The 19,255-nt window shown below is 73.6% G+C and carries 17 protein-coding genes; 4 read left to right on the plus strand and 13 right to left on the minus strand.

All coding sequences use genetic code 11. The features are described 5' to 3' along the window. Positions 1 to 71: 71 nt before the first annotated feature. Together Sm713_RS27150 and Sm713_RS27155 are read right to left on the minus strand one after the other, a co-directional pair. A complete protein-coding gene (locus Sm713_RS27150; protein ID WP_212912687.1) occupies positions 72 to 1,736 on the minus strand; it encodes an ABC transporter permease in 1,665 nt (554 codons plus the stop codon). Then, complete coding sequence (locus tag Sm713_RS27155) at positions 1,733 to 2,683, minus strand: ABC transporter ATP-binding protein (RefSeq protein WP_212912688.1); 951 nt, start codon at positions 2,681 to 2,683, stop codon at positions 1,733 to 1,735. Before Sm713_RS27155 ends, Sm713_RS27150 begins: the two co-directional genes overlap by 4 nt. A 241-nt stretch (positions 2,684 to 2,924) precedes the next feature. Here Sm713_RS27155 and Sm713_RS27160 point away from each other — a divergent pair, with 241 nt between their 5' ends. Next, a complete protein-coding gene (locus tag Sm713_RS27160; RefSeq protein ID WP_249416721.1) occupies positions 2,925 to 3,461 on the plus strand; it encodes a GbsR/MarR family transcriptional regulator in 537 nt (178 codons plus the stop codon). Between the two features lie 475 nt (positions 3,462 to 3,936). On the opposite strand, the gene Sm713_RS27165 is transcribed toward Sm713_RS27160, so the two are convergent. The 6 genes from Sm713_RS27165 to Sm713_RS27190 form a co-directional block, all read right to left on the minus strand. Further along, the gene (locus Sm713_RS27165) at positions 3,937 to 5,358 is read right to left on the minus strand and encodes an RNA polymerase sigma factor (protein ID WP_212912689.1); all 1,422 of its coding nucleotides are present in this window, start codon (positions 5,356 to 5,358) and stop codon (positions 3,937 to 3,939) included. 157 nt (positions 5,359 to 5,515) lie between these two features. Next, entirely contained in the window at positions 5,516 to 5,845 is a 330-nt protein-coding gene (locus tag Sm713_RS27170) for a YciI family protein (protein ID WP_212912690.1), read from the minus strand. An 86-nt stretch (positions 5,846 to 5,931) separates the two neighbouring features. Further along, positions 5,932 to 6,495 (minus strand): SRPBCC family protein, encoded by a 564-nt coding sequence (locus Sm713_RS27175; RefSeq protein ID WP_212912691.1) that lies wholly within the window; start codon positions 6,493 to 6,495, stop codon positions 5,932 to 5,934. 238 nt (positions 6,496 to 6,733) lie between these two features. Continuing rightward, positions 6,734 to 7,399, minus strand: coding sequence for a response regulator transcription factor (locus tag Sm713_RS27180; RefSeq protein WP_212912692.1), 666 nt, complete (start codon positions 7,397 to 7,399; stop codon positions 6,734 to 6,736). Next, entirely contained in the window at positions 7,396 to 8,979 is a 1,584-nt protein-coding gene (locus Sm713_RS27185) for a sensor histidine kinase (RefSeq protein ID WP_212912693.1), read from the minus strand. Before Sm713_RS27185 ends, Sm713_RS27180 begins: the two co-directional genes overlap by 4 nt. Before the next feature lie 349 nt (positions 8,980 to 9,328). After that, positions 9,329 to 9,895 carry a DJ-1/PfpI family protein gene (locus Sm713_RS27190; RefSeq protein WP_212912694.1) on the minus strand — a complete coding sequence of 189 codons (567 nt, stop codon included), beginning with the start codon at positions 9,893 to 9,895 and terminating at the stop codon, positions 9,329 to 9,331. 328 nt (positions 9,896 to 10,223) lie between these two features. Here Sm713_RS27190 and Sm713_RS27195 point away from each other — a divergent pair, with 328 nt between their 5' ends. Beyond that, the gene (locus Sm713_RS27195) at positions 10,224 to 10,928 is read left to right on the plus strand and encodes a hypothetical protein (protein ID WP_212912695.1); all 705 of its coding nucleotides are present in this window, start codon (positions 10,224 to 10,226) and stop codon (positions 10,926 to 10,928) included. 205 nt (positions 10,929 to 11,133) lie between these two features. Here the strand turns inward: Sm713_RS27195 and Sm713_RS27200 are convergent, their stop codons facing one another. The 3 genes from Sm713_RS27200 to Sm713_RS27210 form a co-directional block, all read right to left on the minus strand. Continuing rightward, positions 11,134 to 12,060, minus strand: a complete 927-nt coding sequence (locus tag Sm713_RS27200; RefSeq protein ID WP_212912696.1) for a S9 family peptidase — start codon at positions 12,058 to 12,060, stop codon at positions 11,134 to 11,136. 475 nt (positions 12,061 to 12,535) lie between these two features. Next, the gene (kynU, locus tag Sm713_RS27205) at positions 12,536 to 13,900 is read right to left on the minus strand and encodes a kynureninase (protein WP_212912697.1); all 1,365 of its coding nucleotides are present in this window, start codon (positions 13,898 to 13,900) and stop codon (positions 12,536 to 12,538) included. Next, positions 13,893 to 14,759 (minus strand): tryptophan 2,3-dioxygenase family protein, encoded by an 867-nt coding sequence (locus tag Sm713_RS27210; RefSeq protein ID WP_212912698.1) that lies wholly within the window; start codon positions 14,757 to 14,759, stop codon positions 13,893 to 13,895. Before Sm713_RS27210 ends, kynU begins: the two co-directional genes overlap by 8 nt. 178 nt (positions 14,760 to 14,937) lie before the next feature. On the opposite strand from Sm713_RS27210, the gene Sm713_RS27215 reads away from it, so the two are divergent. Continuing rightward, the gene (locus Sm713_RS27215) at positions 14,938 to 15,366 is read left to right on the plus strand and encodes a DUF3151 domain-containing protein (RefSeq protein WP_212912699.1); all 429 of its coding nucleotides are present in this window, start codon (positions 14,938 to 14,940) and stop codon (positions 15,364 to 15,366) included. Positions 15,367 to 16,080: 714 nt separating this feature from the next. On the opposite strand, the gene fbaA is transcribed toward Sm713_RS27215, so the two are convergent. After that, positions 16,081 to 17,103 carry a class II fructose-bisphosphate aldolase gene (fbaA, locus tag Sm713_RS27220; RefSeq protein WP_212912700.1) on the minus strand — a complete coding sequence of 341 codons (1,023 nt, stop codon included), beginning with the start codon at positions 17,101 to 17,103 and terminating at the stop codon, positions 16,081 to 16,083. A 351-nt stretch (positions 17,104 to 17,454) separates the two neighbouring features. Next, entirely contained in the window at positions 17,455 to 18,006 is a 552-nt protein-coding gene (gene pyrE, locus Sm713_RS27225; RefSeq protein ID WP_212912701.1) for an orotate phosphoribosyltransferase, read from the minus strand. 217 nt (positions 18,007 to 18,223) lie between these two features. Here pyrE and Sm713_RS27230 point away from each other — a divergent pair, with 217 nt between their 5' ends. Then, positions 18,224 to 19,237 (plus strand): hypothetical protein, encoded by a 1,014-nt coding sequence (locus Sm713_RS27230; RefSeq protein ID WP_212912702.1) that lies wholly within the window; start codon positions 18,224 to 18,226, stop codon positions 19,235 to 19,237. Positions 19,238 to 19,255 lie beyond the last annotated feature (18 nt).

Below are 19,255 nucleotides of genomic sequence, written 5' to 3' on the forward strand. Positions count from 1 at the left end.
CCCCGCCTCCCCTCGGGGGCGGGGTCCACGGTCACGGGTCCACGGTGGCGAGGTGCCGGCGCGAGGGTGGATCAGGTACTCAGGTCCCGGCGCCGCAGGGCCATCAGGGACGCCGCGACCAGCGCCACCGCGAGAACCGTGAGCGCGATCACCGGAGGCCACTGCATCGCCGGTCCCGGCAGCTTGGGCAGGTGGGTGAAGGGCGAGACGTCCATCACCCCTTGCGGCAGGTTCAGCGCGGGGCCGATCCAGCCGATGGCCAGGCAGATCCCCGCCACCGCCCAGCCGGCCTGCGCCGCCTTCGCGCTCACCGCGTACAGCAGCAGCGCGACGCCGGTGAGCGTCCACACCGCCGGGAGCTGGACCAGCGCGGCACCGAGGATGCCCGGCGCCCGGTGCCCGTAGCCGAGGGCGAGGCCCGCGCCGCCCAGCAGCATCACCAGGGCCGAGCCGCCGTAGGCGATGACGAGGTGGCCCGCGGCCCAGCGGACCCGGCTGACGGCGTTCGCGAGGATCGGCTCGGCGCGGCCCCCGGTCTCCTCGCCGTGCAGCCGCAGCACCGAGGAGACCCCGTACAGCGCCACGACCATGCCCAGCATGCCGAGCATCGCGGAGAGGAACGCGTCGGTCAGGCCGCTCTGGCCGCCCATCCGCTGGAAGATCTCCTTGGCCTGCTCGTTGTCCCCGACCAGGTCCGCGGCGCCCTTCGTCATCCCCCCGAAGATCACGCCGCTGATCAGGAAACCGAGGCTCCAGCCGAGCAGGCCGCCGCGCTGCAACCGCCATGCCAGCGCGCCCGCGGTGCCCAGCCTGCCGTCCGCCGGGCCCGGCCGGGTCGGGAAGAAGCTCATGCCGACGTCGCGGCGGCCGGCCAGCGTGTACGCCACCACGGCCTGGACGGCGATCGCCGCGACGAACAGCAGCAGCACCCACCACCGTTCACCCGGCGCGCGGACGATGCTGCCGGCCGAGGCGAAGGCGCGCATGTTCTCGGCCCACCCGATCGGCGACAGCCACGTCAGCACCGAGCTGCCGTCGTCCGTCGCCGCGTCGCCCGCGGAGTGCAGGACGAACGCGGCGCCGATCACCGCCGTCGTCAGGCCCCGTGCGAGCCGGGCGCTCTCGGTGAGCTGGGCGACGATCGCCGCGGCCGTCGCGAAGAGCATGCCGCAGGCGCCGATGGACAGCCCGAGCGCGAGCGCGCCCGCGCCGCCCTCGGGGGACAGCCCGGCGGCGACGATCAGCGCGGTGCCGACGTTGGCGATCAGCGCGGTCAGCAGCGCGGCGGTGAGCGGCGCGCGGCGGCCCACCATCGCGGAGGACAGCATCTCCTGGCGGCCCGTCTCCTCCTCGTCCCTGGTGTGCCGGATGACGATGAGCAGGCTCATCACGCCCGCGAGCGCCGCGCCGAAGACGGCGTAGCGCCAGGCGACGATGCCGCCGAGCGAGTCCGAGAACACCGGCCCGTACAGCGACCGCATCGAGCTGTTCGCGGTCATCGACTGCGCCAGTTGGGCGCGCTTGGCCGTGGTGTCGTAGAGGGTCTCGAAGGCGCCGGAGCCGGTGGCGATGACGCCGCCGAGGATCAGCGCCCAGGCCGGCACCATCACCCGGTCGCGGCGGAGCGCGAGCCTGAGCAGGATGCCGGTGCCGGCGAGCTGGCGTGAGCCGCCGGAGTTGCTGGATCCGCCCGCACGGCCGGTGCGGCCGGCGGCCGGCGCGGCGACGGAGGTCATCGCGTCATCGCCTCTTCCGCGCGCTCGCCGCCGGGCCGCGTGCCGGACGCGCCGCCGTCTGCCGCGTCGCCCTGGTAGTGGCGGAGGAACAGCTCCTCCAGGGTGGGCGGGGTGGAGGTGAGGGTGCGCACGCCCGAGTCGGTCAGCGAGCGGAGCACCGCGTCCATCTTGTCGCTGTCCACCTGGAGCCGGACCCGCCTGCCCTGCACGTCGAGGTCGTGCACGCCGGGCAGCCCGTCGAGCGCGCCCGGATCGCCCGCCAGCTCGGCGGTGATGCTGGTACGGGTCAGGTGCCGCAGGTCGGCCAGCGAGCCCGTCTCCACCGTCTGCCCGTTACGGATGATGCTGACCCGGTCGCAGAGGGTCTCCACCTCGCTGAGGATGTGCGACGACAGCAGCACGGTCCGGCCGCGGTCGCGCTCCTCCTCCACGCAGGCCTGGAACGCCTCCTCCATCAGCGGGTCGAGCCCGGAGGTCGGTTCGTCGAGGATCAGCACGTCGACGTCGGACGCGAACGCGGCGACGAGGGCGACCTTCTGGCGGTTGCCCTTGGAGTACGTGCGACCCTTCTTGGTCGGGTCCAGCTCGAAACGGTCGGTCAGCGTGGCGCGCCGGGACTTGTCCAGTCCCCCGCGCAACCGTCCGTAGAGGTCGATGACCTCGCCCCCGCTGAGGTTGCGCCACAGCGTGACATCCCCCGGCACATACGCGACCCGCCGGTGCAGCTCCACGGCGTCCCGCCACGGGTCCCGGCCGAGGAGCTGCGCGGCACCGGCGTCGGCGCGCAGCAGCCCGAGGAGGACCCGGATGGCGGTGGACTTGCCGGCACCGTTGGGCCCCAGGAACCCGTGCACCTCACCCGTCTCGACCGCCAGGTCGAGGCCGTCCAGCGCATGCGTCCGCCCGAAGGACTTGTGGAGTCCCGAGGCGGTGATTGCCTTTGTCATGGTTCTGAACGTACGCTTCGTTCAGAAATTTGTGAAGTTAAGGAAGCGTATAAACTCGTTGGTGCAGGTGGCCGGGGTGGAACCGGCGGTGCGCGGCGGTTCACAGCGGTTCACAGCGCTACACAGTGCTTCGCCTGTGTGGCGGCACATTGGGACGGCACCGGCACGGTGGGGGCGGGACCTGCGGGAACGCGGTCCGGGCCGGGGCCCTGAGGAGGGGGGAGTGGGAGATGATCGTGGGATGACGGAGACGAACGGTACGGCGGACGGGAGCGTGACGGAGAACGGCGCCGGCAGGCCGCCGGCCGACCCCGAGGGGGTGTCGAGGTTCGTGGAGGGCTTCGCCTCCCAGCTCGTCTCGGCCGGGATGCTGCGGATGCCGGCCCGCGTGTTCGCCGCGCTGCTCGCCTCCGAGGACGGCGTCCTCACCTCCGGCGAGCTGGGCAAGCAGCTCCAGGTGAGCCCCGCGGCCGTCTCCGGCGCGATCCGCTACCTCGACGGCGTCACCATGGTCACCCGCGAGCGCGAGCCCGGCTCGCGGCGGGAGCGGTACCGGATCTCCCGCGACCAGTGGTACGAGATCCTCACCGACCGCGAGGTGATGCTGCGGCGCTGGGAGCAGACGTTGCGGGAGGGCATCGCCACGATGGGGGCCGACAGCAAGCCGGGGCGGCGGATCGCCGAGACCCTGGAGTTCTTCAGCTTCGTCCACACGGAGTTCAGTGCGGTGATGGATCGCTGGCGCAAGCATCGGGATGAGATGTTCGGGGAGGACTAGGCGCTCGGGCGAAGCGGATCGGGGCGAAGCCCCGTCCTGGGCCCCGGCCTACTCAGGGGCGCGGGGCTGTGTCGATATGCGGCTCCGCCGCGTGGGCGCGAGCGACCACCACCGGCCGGTGGTCCGGAGACGACAGCGACTGCCCCTCGGGGCGGTGACGACCTGACAGTGGCGCCGTGGCTGGTCGCGCAGTTCCCCGCGCCCCTGGGCAGGCCGAAGCTACGCCCCGACAAGGGGCGCGGGGAACTGCGCGAACAACCACACACCCACCGACGGTCCGAAGACGACAGCAACCGCCCCCTCGCGGCGGTGACGACCTGACAGTGGCGCCGTGGCTGGTCGCGCAGTTCCCCGCGCCCCTGGGCAGGCCGAAGCTACGCCCCGACAAGGGGCGCGGGGAACTGCGCGAACAACCACACACCCACCGATGGTCCGAAGACGACAGCAACCGCCCCCTCGCGGCGGTGATCCGGGGCTACCGCCCACCGCCAGGCGGCCCCGGTTCCGGGGGACGGGGATCCGTCATCTCCTTGAGGCGGCGTTTCATGTAGCGGCGCTCCGCCTCCGTCGCGCCCAGCGACAGGGCCTCGCGGTAGGCCTCCGCAGCCTCCGGGCGGCGGTCGAGTCGGCGGAGGAGGTCCGCGCGGGTGGCGGGGAGCTGGCGGTAGCCGGCGAGGGACCCCTCACGGTCGAGCGCGTCCACCAGCGCGAGACCGGCCGCGGGGCCCTCCGCCATCGCGACGGCCACCGCGCGGTTCAGCTCGACCACCGGGCTCGGCGCCATCTTCGCCAGCTCCGCGTAGAGCAGCGCGATCTGCGGCCAGTCGGTGGCCGCGGGCTCGGCCGCGGTGGCGTGGCAGGCCGCGATGGCCGCCTGCACCTGGTAGGGACCGGGACGGTGCCGGTGCAGCGCGCGGTCGAGCACCGCGAGGCCCTCGCCGATGCGGTCCCGGTCCCAGGCCGCCCGATCCTGCTGCTCCAGCGGCACGAGCGCCCCGTCCGGACCGGTACGCGCGTCCCTGCGCGCGTCGTGCAGCAGCATCAGCGCGAGCAGCCCCTCCGCCTCGGCCCGCGTGCGGACCCCGGCGTCGTCCGCCTTCTGCGGTAGCAGCCGCACGACCAGCCGGGCCAGCCGGATGGCCTCCTCGGCCGGTTCCCGGCGCGTCAGGGCCTCACCGCGGGTCGCCGCATACCCCTCGTTGAAGATCAGGTAGAGCACGGCGAGGACGCCCGCGGTGCGTTCCGGCAGGAGGTGCGCCGGCGGCACGCGGAACGGGATGCCGGCGTTGCGGATCTTGTTCTTGGCCCGCACCAGGCGCTGCGCCATGGTCGGCTCCGGCACCAGGAACGCCCGCGCGATCTCCGCCGTGCTCAGCCCCGCGAGGCTCCGCAACGTGAGCGCCACCCGGGCCGGCAGGGGCAGGGCCGGGTGGCAGCAGGTGTAGATCAGTTCGAGGCGGTCGTCGAGGAAGGGGTCGCCGGGGACGGGGGCGCCGGGAACGGGGGCGTCTGCCGTGCCGCCGGGACGCCCGTCGGACGAGGCGTCCACGGCGGCACCCGCAGCCCCGGCCCCCGCGGCCCCCTCGGCCGTCGTGCGCAGCTCTCCCGCCAGCGCCCGGAGCCCCCGGCTCTCCGTGGCGGCGCGGCGCAACCGGTCCACGGCGGCGTTCCTGGCCGTCGTGGTCAGCCACGCGCCCGGGGTGCGCGGCACGCCCGAGTCCGGCCACCGTTCCACCGCCTTGGCGAACGCGTCCTGCGCGCACTCCTCGGCCAGGTCCCAGTCCCCGGTGAACCGGATGAGGGCGGCCACGATCCGCCCCCACTCGGCCTCGTACGCGGCGGCGACGGCGTCCGAAACGACCTCGCGCTCAGCACCCGGCCGGCCCTGTGCCGTCATGTCCTGTCATATCCCGTCACTCCGAACTCCGTCGCCACCGTCGTAACCGTCGTGACCGTCGTGACCGTTACGAGAGCACCACCGTCACCGCGGTCCCGCCGTCACCGCGGCCCCCGTCACCGCGATCCGCGACCGTCCGTTCAGGACCGCCGTCGCGTCAGTGCTCCCAGAAGGGCCGTACCTCGACCATGCCCAGCCGGGCCATGGGGTGCTTGGCGGCGACCTCCACCGCCTCGTCCAGGTCGGCGCACTCGATGACGTCGAAGCCCGCCATCTGCTCCTTGGTCTCGGCGAACGGGCCGTCGGTGACGAGCAGTTCGCCGTCCCGCACCCGCACGGTCGTCGCGTTCTCGGCAGGCCGCACCCGGCTGCCGAACTTCCGCACGCCGCGGCCCTCCATCTCCGTCACCCAGCCCATGGCGTCGGCCTCTCCGGGCCCGGCGTGGACCGGCTCCGCTTCTTCGCAGATCAGCAGCAAGTACTTCATGGTGTCCGTCCGTCCTCGTGGGTCCTGGGGGTCGCCGCTCGGCCGGCCGATCGTTCAGCCGGCCGATCGTTCAGCCGGCCGATCGCTCAGACGGCCGCGGCGGCCATCGCGGTCAGTGTGCGCGACATGTGGTCGTGGAGCTGCCCCAGACGCTCCTGGAACGTCTCCGGGCTGCGCCGTGCGCCCGTGTCGCCGGGGCCGTGCTCGAAGGTGTGCCGCACCAGCGTGGTCCCGGGCGCGCTGCCAGGCCGCAGTTCGTAGCGCCACACCGAACCCGGGGCGGCGGGGTCACCGGACCGGTCGAGCACCGCCCAGGCGAACACGGCCGACCGCTCGGCCTCCGTCACGACGCAGGGCACCTCCACCGTGTGACCGTCCGCGAAGCGGTTGGTGGCACGGAAGGACGCGCCCTGACGCGGGCCGGGCGCCGCTTCGTCCAGCCAGGAGGCGCCGACGCATTCGGGGCTGAACTCGCCGATCCGGGACACGTCCGAGATCACGTCCCAGAAGCGGTGCGCCCCGGCGGCCACCTCCAACTCGACGGTGACCCGCGCCCCGGTGACACCGTCCGGGTGCGGGGCCTGCGTGATTCCGCTCCCGCCGGCCGCCCCGGCACGCTCCGTCACGGCACCGTTTCGTACGTCCACCACGTCCATGGTCCATCCCGCCTTCCAGAGGGGGAACCTCCCACGCCTTCCGGCAGTGGGGCGGGCCGGCCGCTCCGGCCCGTACACCCTCACGACGGATGGACCCCCACCTCATCGACACCCCGCCGGAAAAAACTTCGGCGGGATCCGGCGGTCGGGCGATCCGCTCCCTTCCGGCGGTCCGGCGGTCCGGCGGGACGATCGGGTCGCGCTCGGCCCGGTCCGACTCGGCCCGGCCCCCTCAGCCCGGCACCACCAACCGCGCCTCGTACGCGAAGACCGCCGCCTGCGTGCGGTCCCGGAGCCCCAGCTTGACCAGGATCCGGCTGACGTGGGTCTTGATCGTGGACTCGGCGACCACCAGCCGTTCCGCGATCTCGCTGTTGGACAGGCCCTGCGCGATCAGCACCAGCACCTCGGTCTCCCGGTCGGTCAGCTCCCCGTACGCGCCCTGCCCGGTGACCGGCAGCCGCGGCGCCTCGGTGAGGCGGGAGAACTCGCTGATCAGCCGACGTGTCACGCTCGGCGCGAGCAGCGCCTCGCCGGACGCCACGACCCGCACCCCGTCGGCGAGCTGCTGCGCCGAGGCGTCCTTCAGCAGGAAGCCGGACGCGCCCGCGCGCAGCGCCTGGTAGACGTACTCGTCCAGGTCGAAGGTGGTCAGCACGAGCACCTTCGCCTCGGCGTTCGCCGCGACGATCTCGCGGGTGGCCTCTATGCCGTTCAGCTCGGGCATCCGGATGTCCATCAGCACGACGTCCGGTTCGAGGGTGCGCACCCGCTCCACGGCCTCGCGGCCGTTCACCGCCTCGCCGGCGACCTCGATGTCCGGCATGGCGTTCAGGAGGACCGAGAAGCCCTCGCGGACCATCATCTGGTCGTCGGCGATCAGCACCCGGATGGTCACGCCGGCTCCCCTTCCGCGCCCGTGCCGGTGCCGGGGCCGGGGCCGGGGCGCCTGACCGTGCCCAGGTCCTTCGTCGCACCCGCGTCCTTCACCAACCCCACGCTCTTCCCCGTCCCCATCCCGGTCGCCGTCCCCATCCCTGCACCCGAACCCGTAGCCGCGACCGGTGCGCCACCGGCCTCGTGGACCGGCTCCACCGGCAGGAACGCCGCCACCTCGTACCCTCCGTCGGCCGTCGGCCCCGCCGTCATCTCGCCGCCGAGCATCGTCACGCGCTCGCGCATCCCGGTGACGCCGTGCCCTGCGCCGTGCGACGGCTTGGCCGGCTCGGTGGCCGGACCGTTCACGATCCGCAGACCCAGCCCGCCCAGCACATGGCCGATCTCCACCGACGCCCTCGCCCCGGGGGCGTGCCGCAGCACGTTGCTGAGCGCCTCCTGCACGAACCGGTACGCCGACAGCTCGACCCCCGGCGGCAGCTCGCGGACCGCGCCGGTCACCGTCTTCGTCACGTCGAGACCGGCCTCGCGGACGTTGGCGAGCAGCGTGTCCAGATCGGCGAGCGTGGGCTGAGGGGCGTCCGGCGCCTGGTAGTCCTCGGCGCGCACCACGCCCAGCAGGCGGCGCAGCTCGGTGAGCGCGGCGACCGCGTTCTCCCGGATGGTCGAGAACGCCTGCGTGAGCTCCGGCGGCGGGTTCTCCACCCGGTACGGGGCGGCCTCCGCCTGGATCGCCACGACGGACATGTGGTGGGCGACCACGTCGTGCAGTTCGCGGGCGATGGTGGTGCGCTCCTCCAGCAGCGTGCGGCGGGACCGCTCGGCGGCGCTCACGTGGCGTTCCGCCGTGACCTCCTGCTGTGCGGCGCGGCGGATGTGCCGCACGGCGACGCAGAGCAGCACGACCGCCGAGACCACCAGCATCGCCGGGGCGTCGGAGCCCATCCCCTGGTCCAGCACGACCGAGCCCAGCACCCCGTACACCGCGGTCAGCGCCCACATCCAGCCGGCGGCCCGCGGCCCCGTGCGCAGCGCCACCACCGTGAGCACGACGAGGTGGCCCGCGAACCCGCCGGGCAGCCAGGGTGCGTCGCTCGCGCCGCCCCAGCCCGTGACCAGCACGCAGAGCACCGGGGACGAGGCGAGCGAGACCCAGAAGGCGGCCACCGGACGTATCAGGGTGAGCAGCACGGCCGCCATCGGAACGAGGCCGTCCAGCACGCCGAGGGCGTCGGCGCCGCCGTACGGGGTGGTGCCGGTGGCGTACCCGATGAGCAGCACGATCAGCGCCGCGGCCACCACCACGGCGTGCCGCGCCCACACCATCCGGCTCCGCAGCCGTCCGGGCAGCCACCGCATCCGTCGTCGCCCGCCTTTCGCGGGCGGCAGCGGCCGGTAGGCCCCGGCGTCCTCCACCAGGTCCTGCCGCAGCCCGCGCAGGGCCTGCACGGCGAACCGGTACTCGGGAGTGTGGGGCAGTCGGGACCCGGGCGGCGCACCGGCGCCCGCCTCGCCGTGCGGCGTACGGCGCGGGTCCGGGCGCGTGGGGTCCGCCGGGTGCGGTGCGTGGCTCTCGCTCATGTACGGCACAGTAGGCGCGGGTGGCGGTCGTGGTCGTCCCCTCGCAGGAGGGTTGCCCGGGGTCCGTCTCAAGTACTACGGGGTGCGGTTCCCTACGGGGTGCGGCCGGCAGTACCCGGGGTTGCTCCAGCCCCTCGGGGGGCTCCCTACCGGGGGCCCTCCGGTAGGGAGGATTCTGATTGTTGCGGGATCGTCCGCCGGTGGGGCTTCCCGCTCCCCCACTGCCTTGAAGGCGTGGGAGGTACCCCCATCCCCCTGCCTTGAAGGCGTGGGAGGTACCCCCATCCCCGCGCCCCTTCCGAGGCACCCCTGTGTTCCAGCCATCCGAGGCGAACGGCCCTACCCCCGTTCAGGAGGCCGGCGCCACCTTCCGCAGCACGTCGACGAACGCCCGCATCCAGCCCGGGTGGTCCGGCCAGGCCCGGGCGGACACCAGCATGCCGTCGACCACGGCGTCACCGTCCTCGAACTGCGCGCCGGCGATCCGCACGTCCGGTTCGAGCGCGGGGTAGGCGGACGTCCGGCGGCCCGAGAGCACTCCGGCCGCCGCGGTGATCTGCGGGCCGTGGCAGATCTGGGCGACGGGCTTGCCCGCGGTGAAGAAGTGCTCGACGATCCGCTTGAGGTTCGCGTCGCCCCGCAGGTACTCCGGGGCCCGGCCGCCCGGGATGACCAGGGCCGCGTACTCCTCGGGATCGACCTCCTCGAAGGCCGCGTCGGCCGGCCAGGTGTAGCCGGGCTTCTCCGTGTACGTGTCGAAGCCGTCCTCGAAGTCGTGCACCACGAACCGGAGTTTCTTACGGGCCGGCGCCGCGATCACCACCTCGTAGCCCTCCTCGGACAGCCGCTGGTAGGGGTACATCACTTCCAGGGACTCGGCCGCGTCCCCGGTCACCAGAAGGATCTTCACGGTCATCGCCACACTCCCGTCGTCGTCGCCGTCGGCCGGGCATCCGCGGACATCGGATCCGGGGTCCGGGTCCTGGATCCGGCCCGGCGGTTCGGGATCCGGGGGGATCCGGGCCGCGCACGGCCCACGTTGTCCACGGTGCCCCGTTCGGCGCCCGCCCACGCAGCCCCGGCACCTCTCACCCCTGCACGGCGTCCCGCCCCCGGCGCCGGGTAATCGCGCCGTGCGCGGGTAACCCCTCCACGGCGCGCGGCCGGCGCCCCTCCCGTCACATCACCCCCAGACATCAACCCCAGTGCCACCGCCCACCGGTCATGACCCAGCAGGAGGACAAGTGAGACACCTCAGAACCGCCCTCAGATCCGCACTCCCCGGATCCGCACTCCCCGGATCCGCACTCCCCGGATCCAGATTCCTCAGATCCACGTTCCTCAAATCCACGTTCCTCAAATCCGCACTCGCCGCACTCGGGGCCGCCGGCCTCGCGCTCACCGTGCTCGCGCCGGCCGGTCCGGCGCACGCCACCGGAACCGCCGGGGTGGTGACGGCCCAGGACGCCTACCTGCGGCCGTACCCGCAGAGCTGGTTCATCGGCACGCTGCTCAAGGGCGACCACTTCGACGTCCAGGGCGAGCAGAGCGGCTACTACTGGGGTTACGCCCAGGGCGACTACAACGGCTGCGCGTGGATCGTGGCGAGCTCCGTGGACCGGGGCACCAGCGCGTCCGGCGCGCCCGACTGCGGCGCACCGCAGCGGCTCGCGCTCCCCGATTCCGCGCACGCGCCGGCCGACGGCTACGACACCAACGGGGACGGCACCCCGGACCGGCTCACGCTCGAATACAAGGTGATCTGCCAGGACGCCGGCATGTACGGCAACTACCGCGGCGGCCACCACCTCACCCACCGCGTCGACCTGCCGAACGGCACCCCGGTGGGCTGGCGCTGGACCACCTCCGACGGGCAGTCCGCGGTGGTCCGCTGGGACGCGGGCGACCTGTGGGCGTTCATACCCCGGGAGTGCGTCGGCCCCCGTTGAGACCGGGGTTCCGCTGAGACGGCACATCCGTTGAGACGGGGCATCCGCTGACACCGGACTCCCGCTGAGGCCGCGCTTCCCTGACGGCCCATCCGGTGTTCCCGCCGGGGCCCGGGCCGGCGCTCCCGCCGCGCTCGGCGCCCCGGCCCCGTTCCCGTCCCGCTCTCGCTCCCGTTCCCGTTCCCGTGGGATGTGCCGTACCGGGTCACCAGGCGAGCTGTGCGATCTCCTCCGCCACCACCGCGCACGCGTCCGCGGCCGGGTCGATCAGCGGGTAGTGGCCCACGTCCTCCAGGACCGTCAGCCCGACCAGTTCGCCGGCCAGGGCTGCGGCCTCCGCGTACGACTCGGCGAGCTCCGCCGGCACGACGTCGTCCGCGCGGCCCTGCACCACCGTGGTGGCGATGCCGGTGGGCAGCAACGTGACCGGATCCGCGTACGCCAGCCGTTCCGCGGCGAGTGCCGGGCCGCCGAGGAACTGTTCCGCGGCGCCCGAGCAGACCCCGAGCCGGCCCGCAAGCTCGAAGTCCGCGATCGGCGCGAGCGCGACCACGCCACGGAACTGCGCGGGCTCGTCGGTACGCCAGAGTGCGTCCTTCGGCAGCACATGGCGGGCGGCGGCCCACAACGCGAGCTGGCCGCCCGCGGAGTGGCCGGTGACGACGGTGCGCCGCGGGCCGGCGGCCGGCAGTGCCTGCTCGGCCAGCGCCGGCAGCGCGTCGAGGGCGGCGGCGACGTCGTCGAACGTGTCCGGCCAGCGCCCCGCGGGCGCGAGACCGTCGCCTCCGGCACCGTCCTGCCCGGGACCGTCCGCGCCGCGCCGGTACTCGACGTTGGCCACCGCGAAACCGCGCTGCGCGAGGAAGTCGGCGAACGGCGAGAGGTGCGTGCGGTCGTACGACGCGCGCCAGGAGCCGCCGTGCAGCACCACGACGAGCGGCGCGGGCCCGCTATCGCTCCGGGCGCCCTCGCGGGGCGCGTAGAAGTCGATGATCTGGTCGGGATGGTCGCCGTACGCGGCGGTGCTGTCCGGGGGCACGGCCGCGTGCGCGAAGGCCGACTCTTCCTCGGCCGCGCGGCGGGAGGTGCCCTCGGGGGCACCGGTGTCGGGAGCGACGGCGTCGTCCGGCATGCCTCTAGACCTCTCAGCGATGGGGCACCTCCCGGCAGGAGCGGCTCGGCTCCGTGCCGCCGGAGGGCGTGCGAACCACGGCCCGAACATGGGTGGTTCGCGGTACTGCTCAGCGGGACGGTACCAGGGGTAGGGCGCACAGGGGTGCGGGCGGTTGGCTGGTGCGGGGGGCGTTGCGTGACGGGACGGCCGGGCGCCCGCGCATGGGGCGCGTTCCGGGTACGGGTACGGGCACGGGTATGGGCACGGGTATGGGCACGGGTATGGGCACGGGTATGGGCACGGGTATGGGCACGGGTATGGGCACGGGTATGGGCACGGGCCCCGGCGGTGCTCGGAGGGAGCTCCGCCGGGGCCCGTCGGCCGCTGGGACCGGGATCGGGACTGTGACCGGACCGGGATCGGGACCGGACCGGGAGATCGGGACCGGGAACGGGACCGGGACCGGAACTCGGACCGGGACTGGCTGTGGTCGCTACCCGCCCGACTCCCCCGCCAGCTCCTCCGCCACGACGGCCGCCGCGGCCTCCGTCTCCGTGTAGCCGATGTACAGCGGGGTGAAGCCGAAGCGGAGCACGTCCGGTGTGCGGAAGTCGCCGACGACACCGCGGGCGATCAGCCGCTCCATGACCGGCCCCGCGTCCGAGCAGCGCAGCGCGACCTGGCTGCCGCGCTCGGCGTGCGGCAGCGGAGTGACCACCTCCACCCGGCCCGGCGGGACGTACGCCGCCACGCACTCCAGGAAGAAGTCCGTCAGCGCCAGCGACTTGGCCCGCACCTGGGCGACGGAGACGCCGTCCCAGACGTCGAGCGCCGCCTCCAGGGCCAGCAGGGAGAGGATGTCTGGCGTTCCGACACGGCCGCGCACCACACCCTGGGCGGGGGAGTAGTCGTCGCGCATGCCGAAGGGCTCCTCGTGGGAGTTCCAGCCGGGCAGCGGGGAGTCGAAGCGGTCCTGAAGCCCCTCGCGGACGTACAGGAACGCGGGTGCGCCCGGCCCGCCGTTGAGGAACTTGTACGTGCAGCCCACCGCCAGGTCCACGCCGTGCGCGTCGAGCCCGACCGGCAGCGCGCCCGCGCTGTGGCACAGGTCCCACACCGCGTACGCGCCCGCCTGGTGCACGGCGGCGGTCAGCCCCGGCAGGTCGTGCAGGCGGCCGGTGCGGAAGTCGACGTGGTTGAGGAGGACGGCCGCGGTACGGGGGCCGAGCGCGTCCGGCACGTCCGCGGGGAGTACCGCGCGCAGGGTGGCTCCGGTCATCCGGGCGGCCGAGCGTGCGATGTAGCCGTCGGTGGGGAAGGTGGTGGCGTCGACGAGGAGCTCGTCGCGCCCGTCGCCGGCCATCCGGACCGCGGCGACCAGCGCCTTGAAGACGTTGACGCTGGTCGAGTCGCCCACCACGACCTGCCCGGGCGCGGCCCCGACGAGGGGCGCGATCCGCTCGCCCACCCGCTCCGGCGCCGTCCACCAGCCGCTCTCGCGCCAGGACCTGATCCGCAGCGCACCCCACTCGCGCCGCACCACGTCCGCCAGGCGGTCGGGCACGGCGCGCGGCAGGGCGCCGAGGGAGTTGCCGTCCAGGTAGGCGACGGTGGGGGTGGCCGGGGCTGCCGGGGCGGCGGTGGGGCCGCTCGCCGCGGGACCGGTCGCCGCAGGACCGCTCGCCGCAGGACCGGCCGCCGCGGGGCCGGCCGGGGAGCCGCCAGCCGGGGCGGTGTCCGGGCCGTCCAGCACGAAACGGTCCCTGACGTGGGCCAGCGGATCCGCGGCGTCCAGCTCCGCGGCCTTGGCCCTGAGCACGGCGGAGTCCCCGGCCGGCCGGGGTCGCGTCTCAGACATGGCTGCGCGCCGTCCACAGCTCGGGGAAGACGGTCTTCGCGGCCCGCTTCTCCAGCCAGGCCACCCCGGCGGAACCTCCGGTTCCCTGCTTGCCGCCCATGGCCCTGCGGGTGGCGGCCAGGTGGTCGTTGCGCCAGCGCCAGACCAGCTCGGCGACGTCGGTCAGCAGCTCCCCGAGGCGGACCAGCTCGGCGTCCTGGTCCCCCGCGTAGAGGTCCGCCCACACGGCCTCCACCTCGGGCGACGGCTCGTAGCGCGCGGACAGGTCACGTTCCAGGACGGCGCCGGGCACCGGGTGGCCGCGGCGCGCCAGCAGCCGCAGCACCTCGTCGTAGAGGCTCGGCTCGTGCAGCGCCTTCGCCAGCTCGTCGTGCACGCGCGGGGCGCCGCGGTGCGGGGCCAGCATCGACGTGGACTTCTCGCCGAGCAGGAACTCAAGCCGCCGGTACATCGCCGACTGGAAGCCCGAGCCGTCGCCGAGGACCGCCCGGTAGGAGTTGAACTGCGCGGGCGTCAGACCGGCCAGCGGCGTCCAGGACGCGTTCAGCGCGGTGAGCTCCCGCAGGCTCCGCTTCAGGGCCGCGGTCGCGGTCGGCAGGTCGTCGTCGCGCAGCGCCCGTGCCGCGGTCTCCCACTCGTGCACGAGGACGGTGAACCACAGCTCCATCACCTGGGTGGTGACCAGGAAGACCAGCTCCCCGGGATCGTCGGAGAGCGGCTTCTGGAGGTGGGTGAGGACGTCGGCCCTGACGTAGTCCTCGTACGGGGTCGTGCCCGTGAAGTCGAGATTCGGTTCGGCGTCTTCCTGCGTCTCGACGGGCCTCTGCGCGTGCGCGCCCTGCGGCACCTCGTGGGACATCTCTGTCTCCTGGTACGACTCCGGGTAGCGGTCCGCCCCTGCCGTGACGGCACGGGGGCCCCGGTCCCCATCCGCATCTTGCGCACCAGCAGCGCGGACGGCAAGAAGGAAATGGGGCTTTCGCCGTTTTGCGGGCACCCGCGCGGGGACGTGCGCGCTCCGGTGACAGACTTCGGTCATGGACACCCACAAGAACCTGCTGGACGGACCCGAGCCGACGCGGCTGCCCGAGACTCCCGACACGCAGGCCGCCACCCGCCTGCTCGACGAGGGGACGCCCGCCGTCGACGTAGCCACGCGGTACCCGGCCTTCTCACTGGCCTGGGCGGTCCTCGCGGAGGAGGCGTTCGCCGCCGGGCGGGTGGTCGAGTCGTACGCGTACGCGCGCACCGGCTACCACCGGGGCCTGGACGCCCTGCGCCGCGCGGGCTGGCGGGGCCACGGCCCCATCCCCTACGACCACCGCCCGAACCACGGCTTCCTCCGCTGCCTGGCCGCCCTCTCGCGGGCGGCTTCGGCGATCGAGGAGACGGAAGAGGCGACGCGGTGCGGCGATTTCCTCAGGGACAGCAGCACGGAGGCCCACGACGCCCTACTCAAGGAGTAGCCCCGGGGTCCGCACACCCCGGCCCCCTCTCCGGCCCCTGCGGCCCGCCGGCGGGACACCGTCCGGAGGGGTGGGACCTGTACACCCTCGGATCGTCCCAGGCCGGGGCCTTCTCGCGCAGTTCCCCGCGCCCCTGACAGGGACCCAGCCCCTCACGGCCGCAGGTCGCCCATCGGTTCGTTTGTGGTTGCTCGCGCAGTTCCCCGCGCCCCTGGAAGACGGGGCTACTCCCCGAAAGGGGCGCGGGGAACTGCGCGACCAGCCACAACGAACCCGCAGACCGCCACCACCCAGCGGGGCAGACGCAACCGCGCTTGGCCGAAGGCCAATAAAGGGGCGCGGGGAACTGCGCGACCAACCACAACGAACCCGCAGACCGCCACCACCCCGAAGAGGCAGACACAACCGGGCCTGGCCGAAGGCCAAAAAAAGGGGCGCGGGGAACTGCGCGACCAACCACAACGAACCCGCAGACCGCCACCACCCCGAAGAGGCACACGCAACCGGGCCTGGCCGAAGGCCAAAAAAAGGGGCGCGGGGAACTGCGCGACCAACCACAACGAACCCGCAGACCGCCACCGCCCCGAAGAGGAACCCCCTACCGCATCCGGCCGAAGGCCGAAAAGACGAGTCCGGAAACCGGAAACCCGGGGGAACCCAAGGGCCGGCGGGGGCGGCGGAAGCCGCAATCGCACCCCACCGACCCGGGGCGGGTCACTTGATCCGGGCCCCCGCGGACCGCAGGTGCGCACAGGCCTCGCCCACCCGCGCAGCCATGCCCGCCTCCGCCGCCTTCCCCCAGCTCCGCGGGTCGTACACCTTCTTGTTGCCGACCTCGCCGTCGACCTTGAGCACGCCGTCGTAGTTCTTGAACATGTGGTCCGCCACGGGCCGCGTGAACGCGTACTGCGTGTCCGTGTCGAGGTTCATCTTCACGACACCGTTCTCCAGCGCCGTGAGGATCTCCTCCCGAGTGGAACCGGAACCGCCGTGGAAGACGAAGTCGAACGGCGTCTGCTTGCCGTACTTCGCCCCCACACCCTCCTGGAGGTCCTTCAGCAGCTCGGGCCGGAGCACGACGTTGCCCGGCTTGTACACACCGTGCACGTTCCCGAACGACGCGGCCAGCAGGTAGCGGCCCTTGTCGCCGAGGCCGAGCGCCTCCGCCGTGCGGATCGCGTCGTCGACGGTCGTGTACAGGCTGTCGTTGATCTCGTGGGAGACGCCGTCCTCCTCACCGCCGGTCGGGGTGATCTCCACCTCCAGGATGATCTTCGCGGCGGCGGCCTTGGCCAGCAGCTCCTGCGCGATCTCCAGGTTGTGGGCGAGGGTCTCCGCGGAGCCGTCCCACATGTGGGACTGGAAGAGCGGGTTGCCGCCGCCGCGGACCCGCTCGGCGGAGACCTCCAGCAGCGGGCGGACGTAGCCGTCCAGCTTGTCCTTCGGGCAGTGGTCGGTGTGCAGGGCGACGGTCACGGGGTACTTCTCGGCGACGACGTGGGCGAACTCGGCGAGCGCCACCGCGCCGGTGACCATGTCCTTCTTGTACTGCCCGCCCAGGAACTCCGCGCCGCCGGTGGAGATCTGGATGATGCCGTCGCTCTCCGCCTCGGCGAAGCCGCGCAGGGCGGCGTGCAGCGTCTGGGATGAGGTGACGTTGATGGCCGGGTAGGCGAACTTGCCTGCCTTCGCCCGGTCGAGCATCTCGTTGTAGACCTCGGGGGTCGCGATGGGCATCTGTCCGCTCCTCGTCGATGTGCGGGTGAGTGCTGTGCACGGGGTCGACGTCGTCGTCGGCGCCCCATCTTTCCAGACTCCGCCTGCGGCGTCCGCGATGCGAAGCCCGCGCCGCCGAGGCGCCCGCGGGCACCACGACGGCGCTCACGGTGGGCGCCCCGGAGGCGTACGCCGGCGCCCGGACGCCGCTCGCCCGGGGCGGTCAGTCCAAGCGACCGCAGCCCAGGCGATCAGCCCAGGTGATCGGCCCGAGCGATCCGCCCAAGCCGAGAAGATCACCCCAGACCGAGGCGATCAGTCCAGGCCAAGGCGATCAGGGCAAGCCGAGGCGAACCGTCCAGGCCGAGGCGATCAGTCCAGACCGAGGTCGTCCTTGGAGTAGGCGAACCGGTACGGCACCCCGGCCCCCGCCTCGATCTTCTCCGCGGCTCCCGTGGCCCGGTCCACGATGGTGGCCACCGCCACCACCTCCGCGCCCGCCTCGCGCACGGCCTCGACGGCGGTCAGCGGCGAGCCGCCGGTCGTCGACGTGTCCTCCACGACGAGCACCCTGCGGCCCGCGATGTCGGGGCCCTCCACCCGGCGCTGCAACCCGTGCTCCTTGGCCGCCTTGCGCACCACGAACGCGTCCAGAATCCGGCCCCGCGCCGCCGCCGCGTGCAGCATCGAGGCCGCCACCGGGTCCGCCCCCATGGTGAGCCCGCCGACGGCGTCGAACTCCAGGTCCGCGGTCAGGTCGAGCAGCACCCGGCCGACCAGCGGGGCCGCTGCTCCGTCCAGGGTGATCCGGCGCAGGTCGACGTAGTAGTCGGCCTCGATGCCCGAGGAGAGCGTCACCCTGCCGTGCACCACGGCCTTGTCCTTGATCTGCTGCAGCAGCGTGCCGCGTGCGTCGTCCGTCATGTCTGCCAGCATAAGAGCCGGGCGCCGCTCGGCCGGTCGAGGTAGGTTCCTCCCGCACACCCGTTCACGGCGGGCCCGCGACCGCGCGCGGCCCCCGGAAGACCGACGGTCCCTGTCACGAAGACCGGGAGACCGGAGGACCGGGAGACCGGGAGTGCGTGCCAGGAGGACGGGGACGGGCCATGAGGGGAAGGCCATGAGGGGGACGGGGACAGCCATGCGAGACGATCACGGGCGGCGGCGGTCCGGCCGGAACCGTCCGGGAGCCGCGCCGTCGTCGCTGCTCTCGCCGCTGCTCCGGGGCGTGCTCGGGGTGATCGGCGGCGGCTCCTTCGGCACGGGCGTCTGCGCGGTCTTCCTCACGACGAACGGCACCGGCACCGGCGTGCTGCTCGCCATCGGCGCCGTGCTGCTGGTCTTCGCGCTGCTCGGCAACCGGATAGAGAGCTTCGAGGTGGGCGGCGCCAGCCTGCGCCTGCGGGCCGCCGCCGCCGAGCGGTACCAGCTCGCGGACGCCTCCGAGCTGGCCGGCGACCAGGACACCGCCGACGCCCTGCGCGCCGAGGCCCGCTCGCTGCTGGAGTTCGCGGGGCCGATAGCGGCGGAGTACGGCGCGATCCGCCGGTCGATGCGCGGCGGGGCGGACCGCACGGCGGCCATGTCCGGCGTGGTCGACGACGTCCGCCGGCTCGCCGCGCAGCGGGACTTCCAGCCCTCCGCCGTACGCGAGTGGCTGCGCGGCGGCACCGACGGGGAGCGGGTCGTCGCGCTGGGGATGATGCAGACCCGTCCCGAGCTGCGGGACTTCGACGCGGTCCTGGCCGCGGTGTCCCGGCCGCGCAGCCCGTTCGAGCAGTACCTCGGGCTGGTCCTCATCTCGAAGATGGTCGACGACCTCGGCCCCGCGGAACTGCACCGGCTCACCGGCACCGTCGCCGCCCAGTGGGACAGCGGCATGCGCCGCGGCACCGACCGCCGCGCCCTGGCCGACGACATCATCCACCGCGCGTCCGAACGGATCACCGCCTGGCGCACCGAGTCCGGGTCCGGATCCGGGGCTACGGCCGGGACCGGGGCCGGGGCCGACGGCGCGGAGGCGCCGGGCACCACGCCGGGCCCCTCGGACACGCCCCGCGCTCCCCACGAGCCCCACGCATCGAGCGCCTCGGAGACCGCGGACGCCAGGGGCCAGGGCCCGGCGGACGACGGGGCCGGCACGGACGCCCCATGAGGCGGTGGACGCCCTGTG

Origin of the sequence: Streptomyces sp. TS71-3, assembly GCF_018327685.1 — a bacterium.
Classification (GTDB): Bacteria; Actinomycetota; Actinomycetes; order Streptomycetales; family Streptomycetaceae; genus Streptomyces.

Excerpts from the sequence above, each read along its gene's own strand:
- Sm713_RS27150 (WP_212912687.1), bottom strand. The coding sequence starts at position 1,736 with ATGACCTCCGTCGCCGCGCCGGCCGCCGGCCGCACCGGCCGTGCGGGC.
- Sm713_RS27155 (WP_212912688.1), bottom strand. The coding sequence starts at position 2,683 with ATGACAAAGGCAATCACCGCCTCGGGACTCCACAAGTCCTTCGGGCGG.
- Sm713_RS27160 (WP_249416721.1), top strand. The coding sequence starts at position 2,925 with ATGACGGAGACGAACGGTACGGCGGACGGGAGCGTGACGGAGAACGGC.
- Sm713_RS27165 (WP_212912689.1), bottom strand. The coding sequence starts at position 5,358 with ATGACGGCACAGGGCCGGCCGGGTGCTGAGCGCGAGGTCGTTTCGGAC.
- Sm713_RS27170 (WP_212912690.1), bottom strand. The coding sequence starts at position 5,845 with ATGAAGTACTTGCTGCTGATCTGCGAAGAAGCGGAGCCGGTCCACGCC.
- Sm713_RS27185 (WP_212912693.1), bottom strand. The coding sequence starts at position 8,979 with ATGAGCGAGAGCCACGCACCGCACCCGGCGGACCCCACGCGCCCGGAC.
- Sm713_RS27190 (WP_212912694.1), bottom strand. The coding sequence starts at position 9,895 with ATGACCGTGAAGATCCTTCTGGTGACCGGGGACGCGGCCGAGTCCCTG.
- Sm713_RS27200 (WP_212912696.1), bottom strand. The coding sequence starts at position 12,060 with ATGCCGGACGACGCCGTCGCTCCCGACACCGGTGCCCCCGAGGGCACC.
- kynU (WP_212912697.1), bottom strand. The coding sequence starts at position 13,900 with ATGTCTGAGACGCGACCCCGGCCGGCCGGGGACTCCGCCGTGCTCAGG.
- Sm713_RS27210 (WP_212912698.1), bottom strand. The coding sequence starts at position 14,759 with ATGTCCCACGAGGTGCCGCAGGGCGCGCACGCGCAGAGGCCCGTCGAG.
- Sm713_RS27215 (WP_212912699.1), top strand. The coding sequence starts at position 14,938 with ATGGACACCCACAAGAACCTGCTGGACGGACCCGAGCCGACGCGGCTG.
- fbaA (WP_212912700.1), bottom strand. The coding sequence starts at position 17,103 with ATGCCCATCGCGACCCCCGAGGTCTACAACGAGATGCTCGACCGGGCG.
- pyrE (WP_212912701.1), bottom strand. The coding sequence starts at position 18,006 with ATGACGGACGACGCACGCGGCACGCTGCTGCAGCAGATCAAGGACAAG.
- Sm713_RS27230 (WP_212912702.1), top strand. The coding sequence starts at position 18,224 with ATGCGAGACGATCACGGGCGGCGGCGGTCCGGCCGGAACCGTCCGGGA.